This window comes from Pseudomonas migulae NBRC 103157, assembly GCF_002091715.1.
Classification (GTDB): Bacteria; Pseudomonadota; Gammaproteobacteria; order Pseudomonadales; family Pseudomonadaceae; genus Aquipseudomonas; species Aquipseudomonas migulae_A.
On the sequence record NZ_BDAG01000011.1, the window covers coordinates 118,560 to 132,680 of the forward strand.

The following is a 14,121-nucleotide window of genomic DNA, read 5'->3' on the forward strand; positions in this document are numbered from 1 at the left end:
TGGAATGCCTGAAATGCCTCAAATGAAAAGCCGCTGGCGCTGGGACATTTTTTGCGCCGTGGTCGACAACTTTGGCGACATCGGCGTGACCTGGCGTCTGGCCCGACAACTGGTCACCGAGCATTCGCTGGAAGTGCGTTTGTGGGTCGATGATCTGCGGGCCTTCGAGCGGCTCTGCCCAGAGATCGACATCCATGTCGCGCAGCAGTGGCAGGACGGTGTCGAAGTCCGGCAATGGCCAGCCGACTGGTTGCCCACCGACGCCGCCGATGTCGTAATCGCTGCATTCGCCTGCCAGCTGCCGAGTGCCTACATGGACGCCATGGCCGCGCGGGAAAAGCCGCCGTTGTGGATGAACCTCGACTATCTGAGTGCCGAAGACTGGGTTGTCGGCTGCCACGGTTTGCCGTCGGTGAAATACAAAAGCGTGCAGAAGTACTTTTTCTTTCCGGGGTTCCAGAAGGGCACCGGTGGCCTGCTGCGTGAAAGCGGATTGCTCGAGCGACGCCGGCAATTTCAGCAAAGCCCCGAGGCTCAGCGAAAATTCCTGCAAGAGTTAGGGATTAATCATGCACAAGGCGCGCAGCTGATCTCGCTGTTTGCCTATGAAAATACCGGCCTGGCGAGTTGGCTGGAGGTCATGGCCGCCGATTCGACGCCTACGCATCTGCTGGTGCCCGAAGGGCGGATTCTGGGTGATGTCGAGCGTTGGCTCGGTGTCGACGGATTGGCGGCGGGCGCCGTGCATGTGCGCGAGGCCTTGACCGTGCAAGTGCTGCCGTTCGTCCGACAGGAGCAATACGATCACTTGCTCTGGTGCTGCGATTTCAACGCTGTGCGCGGCGAAGATTCGTTTGTCCGCGCCCAATGGGCGGGCCGGCCACTGCTCTGGCACATCTATCGGCAGGACGAAGACATTCACCTGGACAAGCTCGAAGCCTTCCTGACGCTGTACACAAAAGACCTGTCTGCGCCTGCCCGCGAGGCGATCAGCGGGCTTTGGCGTGCGTGGAATGCCGGGCATGATATGTCGGGTCACTGGCTGACGACCCGTAAACACTGGCCGGAACTGCAAAAACATGCCGAAGCGTGGTGTCTGGAACAAGCCTTGCAGGCAGATCTTGCCGCGGCGCTGGTACAGTTTTACCTAAATTGGATATGATACGCGGCCTAGATTTTTGTAAATCCCATCCAAATTCGGATATTCGCAATGAAAACTGGTAAAGAACTGAAACCCGGTACCGTGATCCGTCTCGAAAACGATCCTTGGCTGGTTCAGAAAGCTGAATTCACCAAGTCTGGTCGTAACAGCGCGATCATGAAGACCAAGCTGAAAAACCTGCTGACCGGTTACAAGACCGAGATCGTTTACAGCGCCGACGACAAACTGGACGACGTAATCCTCGACCGCAAAGAAGCGACCCTGTCCTTCATCAGCGGCGACACCTACACGTTCATGGACACCACCGACTACACCATGTACGAGCTGAACGCTGAAGACATCGAAGCCGTTCTGCCTTTCGTTGAAGAAGGCATGACCGATGTTTGCGAAGCGATCTTCTTCGAAGAGCGTCTGGTTTCCGTAGAACTGCCGACCACTATCGTGCGTCAGGTTGACTACACCGAAGGTTCCGCTCGCGGCGACACTTCCGGCAAGGTGATGAAGCCTGCCAAACTGAAGAACGGTACCGAGCTGTCGGTTGCTGACTTCATCGAAATCGGCGACATGATCGAGATCGATACCCGCGAAGGCGGTTCCTACAAAGGCCGTGCCAAATAAGCACCGCTTCAGGAATGAAAAAGCCCGACCATTGAGTCGGGCTTTTTTGTGCCTGTTGTCTGAAAAACGCAGACTGGGAAAACGCCGAAAAAACTGCAGGAGCCGGCTTGCTGGCGATCGCGTCCGTGAGACCGCTATCGCCAGCAAGCCGGCTCCTACAGGGTGGAGGTGTTATTTCTTCAGGTGTTGCTTGAGCTCTTCAGACGCCTGCAACATCGCCGAGCGCACCGCTGGCACCTGGCTCACCACATTCAGCAAACCGTAATCGTGAATCATGCCGTTGTAGCGAACCGCCGTCACCGGCACACCGGCCTCGTCGAGTTTGCGGGCGTACGCCTCACCTTCATCGCGCAGCACATCGGCGCCGGCCGTTTGCACCAACGCAGGTGGCAAGCCTTTGAGCTGGGCAGTGGTCGCTCGCAGTGGCGAAGCGTAGATCTCGTTACGTTGCTTGGCATCGGTGGTGTAGTTGTCCCAGAACCACTTCATCATGTTTTTGGTGAGGAAGTGCCCCTCGGCAAACTGGTTGTAAGACGCCGTTTCAAAGTTTGCATCCGTCACCGGCCACAGCAGCACCTGGAATTTGATCGCCGGGGTGCCTTTGTCCTTGGCCATCAGTGCAACCACGGCCGCCATGTTGCCGCCGACGCTGTTACCGGCCACGGCCAGACGCTTGCCGTCGACGTTGATTTCTTTACCGTGCTCAGCCACCCATTTGGTCGCGGCGTAAGCCTGGTTGATTGCCACCGGGTAATGCGCTTCCGGCGACGGGGTGTAATTGACGAACACCGCCGCTGCACCCGAGCCCGTGACCAGATCCCGAACCAACCGCTCGTGAGTCGGGAAATCCCCCAGCACCCAACCACCGCCGTGGAAGAACATGAACACCGGCAGCTCGCCTTTGACCCCGGCCGGACGGACGATGGTCAGGCTGATCGGTTGGCCGTCGACTTGAATGGTCTTCTGGCTGACGTCCGCTTTTGGCAGCGTCAATTTCACCCCGGCTTGCGCGCCGACCAGAATGGCCCGGGCATCTTTCGGTGAAAGCTGTTCCATCGGTTTGCCGGTGCCGGCATTCAGCACATCGAGGAACGCCTGGGTGTTGTGCTCAACCCCATCGCCCGCGAATGCACTGTGGATGGACAGGGCGAGAAGGGTACCGGTCAAGACTTTGCTGAAAGTGTTCATGTTCGTTTCCTGTTCGGTCGTGGAGTCAGCAGTTAGACGGTAACGTGCAGGCGCACATCGACGTTGCCACGGGTGGCGTTGGAGTAAGGGCAGACCTGGTGGGCGGCGTCGACCAGGGATTGCGCATCGGCTTGTTCCAGACCAGGCAGGCTGACGTGCAGGTCGATGTCCAGGCCGAAACCACCAGGAATCTGACCGATGCCGACATGGGCGGTGATCGAGGCGTCGACCGGGATGCTTCGTTTGGTCTGGCTGGCGACGAATTTCAGCGCGCCAATGAAGCAGGCCGAGTAACCGGCAGCGAACAGTTGTTCAGGGTTGGTGGCAGCGCCGCCAGCACCACCGAGCTCTTTCGGGGTAGCAAGTTTGACGTCGAGGATGTTGTCGCTGGAAACCGCACGACCATCACGGCCGCCAGTGGAGGTTGCGATTGCGGTGTAGAGAGTTTGCATGGTGTGAGCCTCGTTTGGATTTGTTTGTTTTGCGCTAAATGTTTGCGCGCTAAGTAAGTGCGAGCCAAATGTAGCGCGCTGATATTTAGCGCGCAAGATAAATTTTAAAAAAAGTTTGGCGAGGGTGAAGGAGTGAGAGAGTGATTGCAGGCAAGACTATTGATTTAGAGCGGTTCAGGCGGGGTTTTTCGACGGTGAATTTTTTTCGGGGTGAGGGCGGGTGAACAGGACTCCCGAGGTCACTGCAAACCAAATGTGGGAGCGGGCTTGCTCGCGAATGCGATGTGTCAGTCAACACATCTGCTGAATCTCACACCGCATTCGCGAGCAAGTCGAATCGTCGCACCGCCGCTCCCACAGGGGAATTTGTGGTGGGTTGGGATCAGAGGCTGTTTTGCAGATTGCTGCGCAGCACTTGCAGCTCTGCCTGCAGTTTCTGCAGTCTCTCCAGCGACATCCCGCTGGCGCCGAGGATGCACTGGGGAACTCCGCGAGCCTTGTCCCGCAAGGCGCGGCCCTGTTCGGTGAGTTCGACAATCACCACCCGTTCGTCTTCGCGGCTGCGGGTGCGGCTGAGCAAGCCTTCGGCTTCCAGGCGTTTGAGCAGTGGCGTCAGTGAGCCAGGATCGGTCAGCAGGCGCGTGCTGATTTCGCCTACGGTCAAACCGTCCTGTTCCCACAACACCATCATCGCCAGGTATTGCGGATAGGTCAGGCCCAGTGCTTGCAACAGCGGCTTGTAGACCTTGGTCATCAGCAGCGAGGTGGAATGCAGGGCGAAGCAGGCCTGATTATCCAGCAGCAGGGCGTCGCAGTTATCGGAGAGGTTGCGCTCGGTGTTCATTTCGAAGCCTTGATCAGTGATCGTTATAAATCTAGCGGGCGAATCTTTAATGCGCCAGACAATTCTGGACTAGTGCCGGTCCAGGTTGGTTTGCAGGGCCAAGTCCCATGGCGGAATGGGGCTGAAGCGTGTTTTCAGGTATTCCAGCAGCAAACGACTGCGGGAATTGGGTTGCTGCTCCAGGCGCAAGGCATAGATGCCGGTGGTTTCCGCTTGAGGCAGGCCGTTTTCGCAAAACAGCGGCAGCAACTCGCCTCGCAGCAAGTATTCGCTGGCCAGCCAGGTCGGCAAGTGCGCGACACCCAAGCCGGCCAGCGCGCCGCAGACCAGCGCTTCGGCATTGTTCGCACTCATGCGGATGCGCGATGGACGGTGCAGGTGCATTTGCCCATCCCGCTCGAAACGCCAGGCGAAGGGCGGGGCGAGGCCATCCCAGTCGAGGCCGTCGTGCTCAATCAACTGCGACGGGTCGGACGGTACGCCGCGACGCTTCAGATAGTCGGGGCTGGCGCAGGCAATGCGCACAATGCTCGCCAGCGGCGTGGCCACCAGGCGGGTGTCAGCCATTTGCCCGGCACGCAGTACCAGATCGACCTTGCCCAGGTTCAAACCCTGCATGTCGACAAAACTGTCGATCAGGTGCAATTGCACGTCGAGACCGGGGTAGAGCATCAGAAAATCAGCGATCACCGGCGCCAGATGCCGCCGGCCGAACGCGGCGGGCGCGTCGATCCGGATCAAGCCCTCCGGCGCGCTGCTCAGGGACACCGCTTCGGCCCGCGCCAGTTGCAGCTCCGCCACAATCCGCCGCGCGCGCTCGGCAAATGCCAATCCGGCCGGCGTCGCACGCACCGCATGGGTACTGCGGATAAACAACTGGCTGCCGACGGCGTTTTCCAGGCTGTCGATGCGCCGCGCCACGGCCGAGGGGGTCAGCGGATGACGGCGGGATGCGCCAGAGAAACTGCCGGTTTCCAGTACATCGAGGAACAGACCCAGTTGGTCGGTCAATTGATTGGGGTTCATGGTGTCGTCAGTGCTTGTGCGAAGTTGGCATAGCCATTGTGCGTTGCTGTGCGTTTCCCCGCCAGCGCCGACTGCGTAGGATGGATCGCCTGAGACAATAGGAAATCGGCCGTGATTGAGTTTTTGATGTACCTGGTATTCGGCGCCGCCCTGGGAACCCTGGGCGGTCTGTTTGGCATTGGCGGCGGGCTGATCGCCATTCCCTTGCTCGGCGTGTTGTTCGGTCTCGATCAGCAGATTGCCCAAGGCACTGCGCTGGTCATGGTGGTGCCGAACGTGATGCTGGCTTTGTGGCGCTATCACCAGCGCAATAAAATTGAATTGCGTCACGCGCTGCCACTGGCGTCGATGGGTTTTTGCTTTGCGTGGATCGGTTCGATCTGGGCAGTGGGCATTGATGCGCAAACCATGCGCGTTGGGTTTGTTGCGTTCCTGATCGCACTGTCGGCCTACAACCTGATGCGAATGTTCTACGCCAGTGCGCCGGTCAGTTCGCAGATGAATTACTCATGGCCATGGTTGGGCGTACTCGGCGCGGCTTCCGGGACCATGGGCGGATTGTTTGGCGTGGGCGGGGCGGTGGTGGCAACGCCAGTGCTGACCAGCCTGTTCGGCACCAGCCAGGTGGTGGCCCAAGGTTTGTCGCTGGCGCTGGCGTTACCCAGCACGGGCGTCACGTTGGTGACTTATGCCGTGCATCATCAAGTGGACTGGATGATCGGCGTGCCGTTGGCCGTCGGCGGTTTGATGAGCATCAGTTGGGGCGTGAAGATCGCCCACGCCATGCCGGAGCGGCTGCTGCGCGGGCTGTTCTGTGGCTTCCTGGTGCTGTGCGCGGTGATGCTCGCCTTTAAAGTTTGAACCCTTCGACGATGTGTTCGGCCAGGCATTCAGTGATCGGCGATGGGTTGTGCAGGTTGCGCAGCAGCATGATGCTTGCCTCCGGCAACACTGGCAGGTCTTCGGCTTCACCGAGAATGCGCATGTCCGGGGTGACCAGGCTTTCCAGTTGTGCGGTCACCGCCAGGCCGGCGCTGACTACCGCCATGATCGCCGACAGGCTGTCGCTGTTGTAGGCCACGCGATAATCGCGGCCCATGGCATCGAGGGCATTGCACGCCCACAAACGGCAGAAGCAATCGCTGTTGAACATCGCCAGCGGCAGCGGCGTTTGCTCATGGGCACTGAAACATTGCGCTTCGGCCCAGACAAAACGCTCCTTGCGCAACAACTGGCCGATCTCGCTGCCCGGTTCTCGGGTCACGATCGTCAGGTCCAGGTCCTGACGCAGCAGCAATTGTTTTGAAGATTCGCAGTGGACTTCGATCTGGATCAGCGGATACGACTGGGCAAACCGGCGCAGAATCCCCGGCAGAAAACGCATCACATAATCGTCCGGGGTGCCGATGCGCACCATGCCGACCATGTGCGGCTCGCGCAGCGTGTTGAACACTTCGCTATGCAACTTGAGGATGCGCCGCGCGTAGCCCAGCAGGACCTGTCCTTCAGCCGTCAACCGCACCTGTCGGCCGTCGCGTTGAAACAGTTGGCGCTGCAACACATCCTCTTCCAGCCGTTTCATTTGCATGCTTACGGCGGATTGCGTGCGGTTGACCAGTTCCCCGGCGCGGGTGAAACCGCCTTGGTCGGCAATGGCGACAAAGGTGCGCAGCACTTCGGTGTCGATACTTGGGAAGGCGGACATACATCAATCTCCGAGATGTGTTTCATAAGAAACATTCGTTGGATTGATCTTAGCCCCGGCGAGACACTTGAGCCATCCCAAACGGAGGGCAACAAGATGAAAGGTCAAAAAGGTTATGTCGAGGTAGAAAAACATTCCATCCACGTGGTATCCGATTTGTTGCACAAAATCAGTCGCTGGTATGAATTGCACCGTGAACGCGAGTTGTTGGCGGGCATGAGCGACGAAGCGCTGAAGGACATCGGGCTCAGTCGTGCGGATGTCGAGCACGAAAGCATCCGCCCATTCTGGGATGACCCGATGCACAAATGAGTGACCCACAACTACACAAACCGTCTTCCGGTGAGGTAGGTTGCGAGCAGACAAGGAGATGCTCATGCCCGCAACGCTGTCCTTTTCCATCAAACAGGCTCGACGCCTGGCGCTGGCCGCCCAAGGGTTCAATGGGCGCCAGTCGCCGGCGGCGATCAAGGCGCTTCAGCTCAATCGCCTGATCGAGCGGCTGGGCATTCTGCAGATCGATTCGGTCAATGCGTTGGTGCGCTCGCACTACCTTCCCTTGTTTTCCCGCCTCGGCAACTACTCATCCGACTTGCTCGACCAGGCTGCCTGGAGTTCGGGCCGTCGACGCACGCTGTTCGAATACTGGGGCCATGAAGCCTCGTTGCTACCCCTGTCGATGTACCCGTTGATGCGCTGGCGCATGCAGCGTGCGACCCGTGGTGAAGATATCTATCAGCAACTGGCGCGTTTCGGGCGTGAGCAGCAGGACACCATTCGCCGAGTGCTGGCCTCGGTTCAGGAGCTCGGCGCGCTGGGTGCCGGGAGTCTGTCGACCCGCCAGGAGCGGGCAGGGCCGTGGTGGGACTGGAGTGCGGAAAAGCATGCGCTGGAATGGCTGTTCGCCGCCGGTGAGGTGACCGTGGCCGGACGGCGTGGATTCGAGCGGCTTTATGATCTACCGGAGCGGGTTATTCCCTCCGCGATTCTGCAGCAGCCGTCGCTCTTGGAAGACGAGGCGCAGCGCGGGCTGCTGCTGCATGCCGCCAATGCCTTGGGGGTGGCGACGGAGAAGGACCTGCGAGACTACTTTCGAATGAGCCCCGGCGATGCGCGTCCGCGTCTGGCGGAACTGGTGGAGGCGGGTGAGTTGCAGACTTGCGAGGTTCAGGGTTGGCGGCAACCGGCGTTTTGTCTGCCCGAGCCGAAAGTGCCGCGCAGGGCCCAGGCCAGTGCCTTGCTGTCACCCTTCGATTCGCTGATCTGGGAGCGCAGCCGTACCGAGCGCCTGTTCGATTTTCGCTATCGGCTGGAGATCTACACGCCGCCGGACAAACGCATCTACGGGTATTACGTGCTGCCGTTTTTACACAACGAACGGATTGCCGCGCGGGTGGATTTGCGGGCCGAACGGGCGTTGGGGCGGCTCGCGGTGCATGCCGTGCATGAGGAGGAGCCGGGGCTGGACGAGGAGGGGATGCTGGCGTTGGCGGTGAATTTGCGGCGGATGGCGGATTGGTTGGGGTTGGCGCGGGTTCAGTTGAATTGTCCGCGGGCGAGTGCGGCGCGGTTGCGGGTGGCATTGGCCAATATCGATGTCGTCTGAACGGGCCTCATCGCGAGCAAGCCCGCCCCCGCATTTGACCGCGTCCGTCGGGACAACACGGTCAAATGTGGGAGCGGGCTTGCTCGCGATGGGAGCGACGCGGTTTACCGTCGGACTTGCTTCAGGGTTTCAGCAATGAGGAACGCCAATTCCAGCGACTGATCAGCATTCATCCGCGGATCACAATGGGTGTGATACCGGTCCGACAAGCCATCCTCGGTAATCGGCCGCGCACCACCAATGCACTCGGTGACATTCTGCCCGGTCATCTCGATATGGATGCCACCGGCATAACTGCCTTCCGCTTGGTGAACCTGGAAGAACTGCTTCACCTCGCCAAGAATCTGCGCAAAGTCACGGGTCTTGTAACCGCTGCTGGCCTTGATGGTGTTGCCGTGCATCGGGTCGGAACTCCAGAGCACTTGCTTGCCTTCGCGCTGCACTGCGCGGATCAGCGCCGGCAAGTGATCGCCAACCTTGTTCGCGCCCATCCGCGCGATCAGGTTCAAGCGCCCCGGATCGTTGTCCGGGTTGAGCACGTCGATCAGGCGGATCAGGTCTTCGGGGTTCATGCTCGGGCCGACCTTGACCCCGATCGGGTTGTTCACCCCGCGCAGGAATTCGACGTGAGCACCGTCCAGCTGACGGGTGCGGTCGCCGATCCACAGCATGTGCGCCGAGCAGTCGTAGTAATCGTTGGTCAGGCTGTCGCGACGCACGAAGGCTTCTTCGTAGTTCAGCAGCAGCGCTTCGTGGGCGGTGAAGAAACTGGTTTCGCGCAATTGCGGCGAACTGTCCATGCCGCAGGCGCGCATGAACGCCAACGTTTCATCGATGCGGTCGGCGAGGTGGCTGTATTTCTCTGCCAGCGCCGAGTTGGCGATGAAGTCCAGGTTCCACTTGTGCACCTGATGCAGGTCGGCAAAACCGCCCTGGGCGAAGGCGCGCAGCAGGTTCAGGGTGGCGGTGGACTGGTGGTAGGACTGCAGCAGGCGTTCCGGGTCCGGCACTCGACTTTTTTCATCGAAACCGATGCCGTTGACGATGTCGCCGCGGTAGGCCGGCAGGGTCACGCCGTCGATGGTTTCGTCGTTGGCCGAGCGCGGCTTGGCGAACTGGCCGGCCATGCGCCCGACCTTGACCACCGGGCAACCGGCCGCGAAGGTCATGACGATTGCCATTTGCAGCAGCACTTTGAAGGTGTCGCGGATTTTTGCGGCGGAGAATTCTGCGAAGCTTTCGGCGCAGTCGCCGCCCTGCAGCAGAAACGCGCGACCCTGGGTCACTTCAGCGAACTGACGGCGCAACTCCCGGGCTTCACCGGCAAACACCAGCGGCGGATAGCTGGCCAGGGTTTGCTCGACGTGCAGCAAATGCGCGGCGTCGGGATAAACAGGTTGTTGCTGGATCGGCAGGGCGCGCCAGCTGTCAGGGCTCCAGGATTGGCTCATCACGGTCTCGGTTGTTTTTCGCTCGGGCGTTCATGTTATCAGCAAATTAGTGCGTGACCTGTTCCCGTCGCTTCGCGGACAATCGCGCTTTTGCCGCGTCATGTGGCGGTGTACTACGTTGCCGGGCCCGGTAACGATCAGGAGACGAAATGACTGAGGAGCGCGTCGAGCATCTGCTCGCCGAGGTACAGGACGAGTTCGGCGTGATTCGTGTGCTGGAAGTGGCCGATTACCGTTTTCTCGAGTTCGGTGATGCCATCGAACAGAGCTGTGTATTCACCGCGGATCCGAGCTGGCTCGAATACGATTACACCCGGGCGATGCTGATCGGTGCGTTGTGCCACGAGCAACCGGAAAGCGCGCTGTTCCTCGGCCTGGGCGCCGGCACGCTGACCCAGGCGTGTCTGAAATTCCTGCCGCTGGAAGATGTCGAGGCCATCGAACTGCGCCCCGACGTGCCGCGCCTGGCCATCGAATACCTTGGGCTGGATGACGATCCTCGGCTGTACATCCGGGTTGGCGACGCGCTGGAATTGCTCGATACCGCTGAATCTGCCGACCTGATTTTCGTCGACCTCTATACCGATGTCGGGCCGGGCGTCGGGCACCTGGCCTGGAGTTTTCTGGAAAACTGTCAGAAACGCCTGAATCCGGGGGGGTGGCTGGTGATCAATCAGTGGGCCACCGACGATGGCAAACCGTTGGGCGCGGCGTTGTTGCGCGGGCTTTATCATCGGCACTACTGGGAGCTGCCGGTGAAGGAGGGCAATGTGATTCTGATCGTGCCTTCGGAACTGGATCAGGACTTGGACATGGACGGGTTGGTGGCGCGGGCCGAAGCGTTGGCGCCGCGGTTGGGTTATTCGTTGCAGTCGTTGATCAAGGCGATTCGCCCGGCGACTTGATGTGTCGCCAGTGATGGCCCCTTCGCGAGCAAGCCCGCTCCCACATTTGGAATGCGTTCTCCTGTGGGAGCGGGCTTGCTCGCGAAGGGACCCTCAAAATCACTACAAATCTCAGACCCCTTTGAACACGCCCGGTCGCTTTTCCAGCATCGACCGCACACCTTCCTTCGCATCCTCACTCGCCAACAACTTCTTCACCAGCGCCGGCAATCCCTGCGCCGCGGCGGTTTCCCCTTCGTAACGTGCCTGTCGCGCCGACATCAACGTCGCCTGAACCCCCATCGGTGCCTGCCGGGCAATTCGCTCAGCCAGTTCTATCGCCCGCGGCAACAAATCCTCGCTGGCCATGACTTCCTGCACCAGGCCCAGGTGCAGCGCATCGTGGGCATCGAACTCATCGCCCGTCAGCAGCCAGCGCATGGCATTGCCCCAGCCTGCAACCTGATGCAGGCGCAGCGTCGCGCCGCCAAACGGGAAGATCCCGCGCTGCACTTCTTTCTGGGCGAACCGGGTGTTGCTGGCACACAGGTTGATGTCGGCAGCCAGCATCAGCTCGATGCCGATGGTCAGGCAGTAACCTTGCGCGGCGACGATCACCGGTTTGCTGACGCGCGGGCCTGCGAACACGCCCCACGGATCGCAGCCTCCGGGCGGCGCTTGCCAGCCTTCGGCCAGCGCTGCGCTGGCATTGACCAGGTCGAGCCCGGCAGTGAAATGCTCGCCATGGCCGAACACCACCGCCACCCGCGCCTCGCCGTCGGCCTCGAATTCGCCGTAGGCCAGGCTGAGGGCATTGAGCAAGTCGAGATCGAAGGCGTTGCGCTTGGCCACCCGATCCAGGCCGATCAACAAGACATGGCCGCGCCGTTCGCAGGTCACACGGCTGGTAACGGGTTGATTCATCAGGCAATTCCTCGGGCGGGAAGGAGTTTGAGAGCGCAAGGCTGCGTCACAAGGGTGAAGCGTTTTAGCGCCATCGCCAGCAGGGCCGGGCCTTTGAAAAATAGACCGCTGCACGATTATCTGCAAAGCCTGTGACATAACGGTGTATGCGTCAGATTTCCGACAAATAATGCTCCCTTTTTGGGCGAATTCCGGTATAGTGCGCGCCGGCCTTTAACCGGGCCGCGTTTAGGTAGCGCAATTCCCCGAAGTCAGCTTCGGCTGCACGTCCGCACAGCGGACTCTCCCTTGACGAATCTTTTTCATTCATTCGTTTTCGCAAATCCCCGCCGACAAAGCAGCCAGGGCGACTCTTGAGTCTTACACGGCATGCGCAGCTTTGGAGCATGGGTCTTTGCGGATGCACTTAGAGGCAGACCCATGACCCAGGAAACCGGCGGCTTCGCCGCTTTTAATCTTAATCCGAATATTCTTGCAGCCGTCATCGCGACTGGCTACGAAGAGCCTTCGGCTATTCAGCAGCAATCGATCCCGATCATCATGGCCGGTCACGACATGATTGGTCAGGCGCAAACCGGTACGGGTAAAACCGCTGCGTTCGCCCTGCCTATTCTGCATTGCATCGATCCTGCCAAGCGCGAGCCGCAAGCCCTGATCCTGGCGCCAACCCGTGAGTTGGCGCTGCAAGTAGCAACCGCTTTCGAAACCTACGCCAAGCAAATGCCGGGCGTTACCGTTGTGGCCGTTTACGGCGGCGCGCCTATGGGCCCACAACTGAAAGCAATCCGTAACGGCGCACAGATCGTTGTCGCCACCCCGGGCCGTCTGTGCGACCACCTGCGTCGCGACGAAAAAGTCCTGTCGACCGTGAACCACCTGGTTCTCGACGAAGCTGACGAAATGCTCAAGCTGGGCTTCATGGACGACCTGGAAGTCATCTTCAAGGCTCTGCCAGCAACCCGTCAGACCGTACTGTTCTCGGCCACCCTGCCACAGTCGATCCGTGCCATTGCCGAACGCCACCTGCGCGATCCGCAACACGTGAAGATCCAGACCAAGACTCAGACCGTTACCGCGATCGAACAGGCTCACCTGTTGGTTCACGCTGACCAGAAGACCTCGGCTGTATTGAGCCTGCTGGAAGTCGAAGACTTCGACGCCCTGATCATGTTCGTGCGCACCAAGCAAGCGACCCTGGACCTGGCCAGCGCCCTGGAAGCCAAAGGCTACAAAGCCGCTGCGCTGAACGGTGACATTGCCCAGAACCAGCGTGAGCGCGTGATCGACTCCCTCAAGGATGGCCGTCTGGACATCGTTGTGGCGACCGACGTTGCTGCTCGTGGCCTGGACGTTCCGCGCATCACTCACGTATTCAACGTTGACATGCCGTACGACCCAGAGTCCTACGTTCACCGTATCGGTCGTACCGGCCGTGCCGGTCGCGAAGGTCGTGCACTGCTGCTGGTGACTCCGCGTGAGCGCCGCATGCTGCAAGTGATCGAGCGTGTAACCGGTCAGAAAGTTGCCGAAGTCCGCCTGCCGGACGCTCAGGCTGTTCTCGATGCCCGCATCAAGAAACTGACCAACAGCCTGTCGCCGTTGGTTGGCGACGCCGAGTCGACTCACGGTGATCTGCTGGATCGCCTGACCGCCGACATCGGTTGCACCCCGCGTGCACTGGCTGCCGCTCTGCTGCGCAAGGCCACCAACGCTCAGGCGTTGACCCTGGCTGCGATCGAGAAAGAACGTCCACTGGTGCCGAACAACGCACCGCGTGGCGATCGTCCAGAGCGTACCGGTGATCGTCCGGACCGTGGTGATCGTGAGCGTCGCGCTCCGGTTCCATTGGCCGAAGGTCGTGCCCGTTGCCGTACCGCGCTGGGCGCGCGTGACGGTATCGCTGCCAAGAACCTGCTGGGCGCCATCCTCAACGAAGGTGGCCTGGCACGTGAAGCGATCGGTCGCATCCAGGTGCGTGACAGCTTCAGCCTCGTCGAGCTGCCGGAAGATGGTCTGGAAAAACTCCTGACCAAACTGAAGGACACTCGCGTTGCCGGTAAGCAGTTGAAGCTGCGTCGCTATCGCGAAGATTGATCCGCTTTCGGGCTGATTGATCGAACATAAAAAATCCCCGACTGGTTCGGGGATTTTTTTTGCCTGCGATTTGGTGTTCGGCGACGACCCCTGTAGGAGCCGGCTTGCTGGCGATGGACGTGAACGATGACGTTTGCGGTCTGGATAAGCGCGTTGCCTGTGCTTCC

Annotated in this window: 14 protein-coding genes; 7 read left to right on the forward strand and 7 right to left on the reverse strand. The window is 60.1% G+C overall.

Annotated elements, in window-relative coordinates; genetic code table 11:
- Nucleotides 1-4: 4 nt before the first annotated feature.
- Both earP and PMI01S_RS11240 read left to right on the forward strand, forming a co-directional pair.
- Entirely contained in the window at nt 5-1,162 is a 1,158-nt protein-coding gene (gene earP / locus PMI01S_RS11235; protein ID WP_084319903.1) for an elongation factor P maturation arginine rhamnosyltransferase EarP, read from the forward strand.
- Nucleotides 1,163-1,210: 48 nt separating this feature from the next.
- Nucleotides 1,211-1,780 (forward strand): elongation factor P, encoded by a 570-nt coding sequence (locus tag PMI01S_RS11240; RefSeq protein WP_007943632.1) that lies wholly within the window; start codon nt 1,211-1,213, stop codon nt 1,778-1,780.
- 171 nt (nt 1,781-1,951) lie between these two features.
- Here PMI01S_RS11240 and PMI01S_RS11245 read toward each other — a convergent pair whose 3' ends face one another.
- From PMI01S_RS11245 to PMI01S_RS11260, 4 genes are all read right to left on the reverse strand, one after another.
- A complete protein-coding gene (locus PMI01S_RS11245) occupies nt 1,952-2,968 on the reverse strand; it encodes an alpha/beta hydrolase (protein ID WP_084319905.1) in 1,017 nt (338 codons plus the stop codon).
- 32 nt (nt 2,969-3,000) lie between these two features.
- On the reverse strand, nt 3,001-3,420 hold the full coding sequence (locus PMI01S_RS11250; protein WP_084319907.1) for an organic hydroperoxide resistance protein: 420 nt from the start codon (nt 3,418-3,420) through the stop codon (nt 3,001-3,003).
- A gap of 382 nt (nt 3,421-3,802) precedes the next feature.
- Nucleotides 3,803-4,264 (reverse strand): MarR family winged helix-turn-helix transcriptional regulator, encoded by a 462-nt coding sequence (locus PMI01S_RS11255; protein WP_084319909.1) that lies wholly within the window; start codon nt 4,262-4,264, stop codon nt 3,803-3,805.
- 69 nt (nt 4,265-4,333) lie between these two features.
- A complete protein-coding gene (locus PMI01S_RS11260) occupies nt 4,334-5,290 on the reverse strand; it encodes a LysR family transcriptional regulator (RefSeq protein ID WP_084319910.1) in 957 nt (318 codons plus the stop codon).
- A 111-nt stretch (nt 5,291-5,401) separates the two neighbouring features.
- Between PMI01S_RS11260 and PMI01S_RS11265 the strand changes: the two genes are divergently transcribed.
- Nucleotides 5,402-6,151, forward strand: a complete 750-nt coding sequence (locus tag PMI01S_RS11265) for a sulfite exporter TauE/SafE family protein (RefSeq protein WP_084319912.1) — start codon at nt 5,402-5,404, stop codon at nt 6,149-6,151.
- Here PMI01S_RS11265 and PMI01S_RS11270 read toward each other — a convergent pair.
- On the reverse strand, nt 6,141-6,995 hold the full coding sequence (locus tag PMI01S_RS11270) for a LysR substrate-binding domain-containing protein (RefSeq protein WP_084319914.1): 855 nt from the start codon (nt 6,993-6,995) through the stop codon (nt 6,141-6,143). The genes PMI01S_RS11265 and PMI01S_RS11270 overlap by 11 nt on opposite strands.
- 96 nt (nt 6,996-7,091) lie before the next feature.
- Here PMI01S_RS11270 and PMI01S_RS11275 point away from each other — a divergent pair, with 96 nt between their 5' ends.
- Both PMI01S_RS11275 and PMI01S_RS11280 read left to right on the forward strand, forming a co-directional pair.
- Nucleotides 7,092-7,307, forward strand: a complete 216-nt coding sequence (locus PMI01S_RS11275) for a DUF1127 domain-containing protein (protein WP_084319916.1) — start codon at nt 7,092-7,094, stop codon at nt 7,305-7,307.
- Between the two features lie 64 nt (nt 7,308-7,371).
- Nucleotides 7,372-8,601, forward strand: coding sequence for a winged helix-turn-helix domain-containing protein (locus PMI01S_RS11280; RefSeq protein WP_084319918.1), 1,230 nt, complete (start codon nt 7,372-7,374; stop codon nt 8,599-8,601).
- A gap of 104 nt (nt 8,602-8,705) precedes the next feature.
- On the opposite strand, the gene PMI01S_RS11285 is transcribed toward PMI01S_RS11280, so the two are convergent.
- Entirely contained in the window at nt 8,706-10,052 is a 1,347-nt protein-coding gene (locus PMI01S_RS11285) for a class II 3-deoxy-7-phosphoheptulonate synthase (RefSeq protein ID WP_084319920.1), read from the reverse strand.
- Between the two features lie 149 nt (nt 10,053-10,201).
- Between PMI01S_RS11285 and PMI01S_RS11290 the strand changes: the two genes are divergently transcribed.
- A complete protein-coding gene (locus tag PMI01S_RS11290) occupies nt 10,202-10,957 on the forward strand; it encodes a spermidine synthase (RefSeq protein WP_084319922.1) in 756 nt (251 codons plus the stop codon).
- 111 nt (nt 10,958-11,068) lie between these two features.
- Here the strand turns inward: PMI01S_RS11290 and PMI01S_RS11295 are convergent, their stop codons facing one another.
- Nucleotides 11,069-11,860, reverse strand: a complete 792-nt coding sequence (locus PMI01S_RS11295; protein ID WP_084319924.1) for a crotonase/enoyl-CoA hydratase family protein — start codon at nt 11,858-11,860, stop codon at nt 11,069-11,071.
- 420 nt (nt 11,861-12,280) lie between these two features.
- On the opposite strand from PMI01S_RS11295, the gene PMI01S_RS11305 reads away from it, so the two are divergent.
- Complete coding sequence (locus PMI01S_RS11305; RefSeq protein ID WP_084319926.1) at nt 12,281-13,954, forward strand: DEAD/DEAH box helicase; 1,674 nt, start codon at nt 12,281-12,283, stop codon at nt 13,952-13,954.
- The last annotated feature ends 167 nt before the right edge of the window (nt 13,955-14,121 follow it).

Bases quoted from the DNA above. Each gene is read 5' to 3' on its own strand.
- earP (WP_084319903.1), top strand. From the start codon at position 5: ATGCCTGAAATGCCTCAAATGAAAAGCCGCTGGCGCTGGGACATTTTT.
- PMI01S_RS11240 (WP_007943632.1), top strand. From the start codon at position 1,211: ATGAAAACTGGTAAAGAACTGAAACCCGGTACCGTGATCCGTCTCGAA.
- PMI01S_RS11245 (WP_084319905.1), bottom strand. From the start codon at position 2,968: ATGAACACTTTCAGCAAAGTCTTGACCGGTACCCTTCTCGCCCTGTCC.
- PMI01S_RS11250 (WP_084319907.1), bottom strand. From the start codon at position 3,420: ATGCAAACTCTCTACACCGCAATCGCAACCTCCACTGGCGGCCGTGAT.
- PMI01S_RS11255 (WP_084319909.1), bottom strand. From the start codon at position 4,264: ATGAACACCGAGCGCAACCTCTCCGATAACTGCGACGCCCTGCTGCTG.
- PMI01S_RS11260 (WP_084319910.1), bottom strand. From the start codon at position 5,290: ATGAACCCCAATCAATTGACCGACCAACTGGGTCTGTTCCTCGATGTA.
- PMI01S_RS11270 (WP_084319914.1), bottom strand. From the start codon at position 6,995: ATGTCCGCCTTCCCAAGTATCGACACCGAAGTGCTGCGCACCTTTGTC.
- PMI01S_RS11275 (WP_084319916.1), top strand. From the start codon at position 7,092: ATGAAAGGTCAAAAAGGTTATGTCGAGGTAGAAAAACATTCCATCCAC.
- PMI01S_RS11280 (WP_084319918.1), top strand. From the start codon at position 7,372: ATGCCCGCAACGCTGTCCTTTTCCATCAAACAGGCTCGACGCCTGGCG.
- PMI01S_RS11285 (WP_084319920.1), bottom strand. From the start codon at position 10,052: ATGAGCCAATCCTGGAGCCCTGACAGCTGGCGCGCCCTGCCGATCCAG.
- PMI01S_RS11290 (WP_084319922.1), top strand. From the start codon at position 10,202: ATGACTGAGGAGCGCGTCGAGCATCTGCTCGCCGAGGTACAGGACGAG.
- PMI01S_RS11295 (WP_084319924.1), bottom strand. From the start codon at position 11,860: ATGAATCAACCCGTTACCAGCCGTGTGACCTGCGAACGGCGCGGCCAT.
- PMI01S_RS11305 (WP_084319926.1), top strand. From the start codon at position 12,281: ATGACCCAGGAAACCGGCGGCTTCGCCGCTTTTAATCTTAATCCGAAT.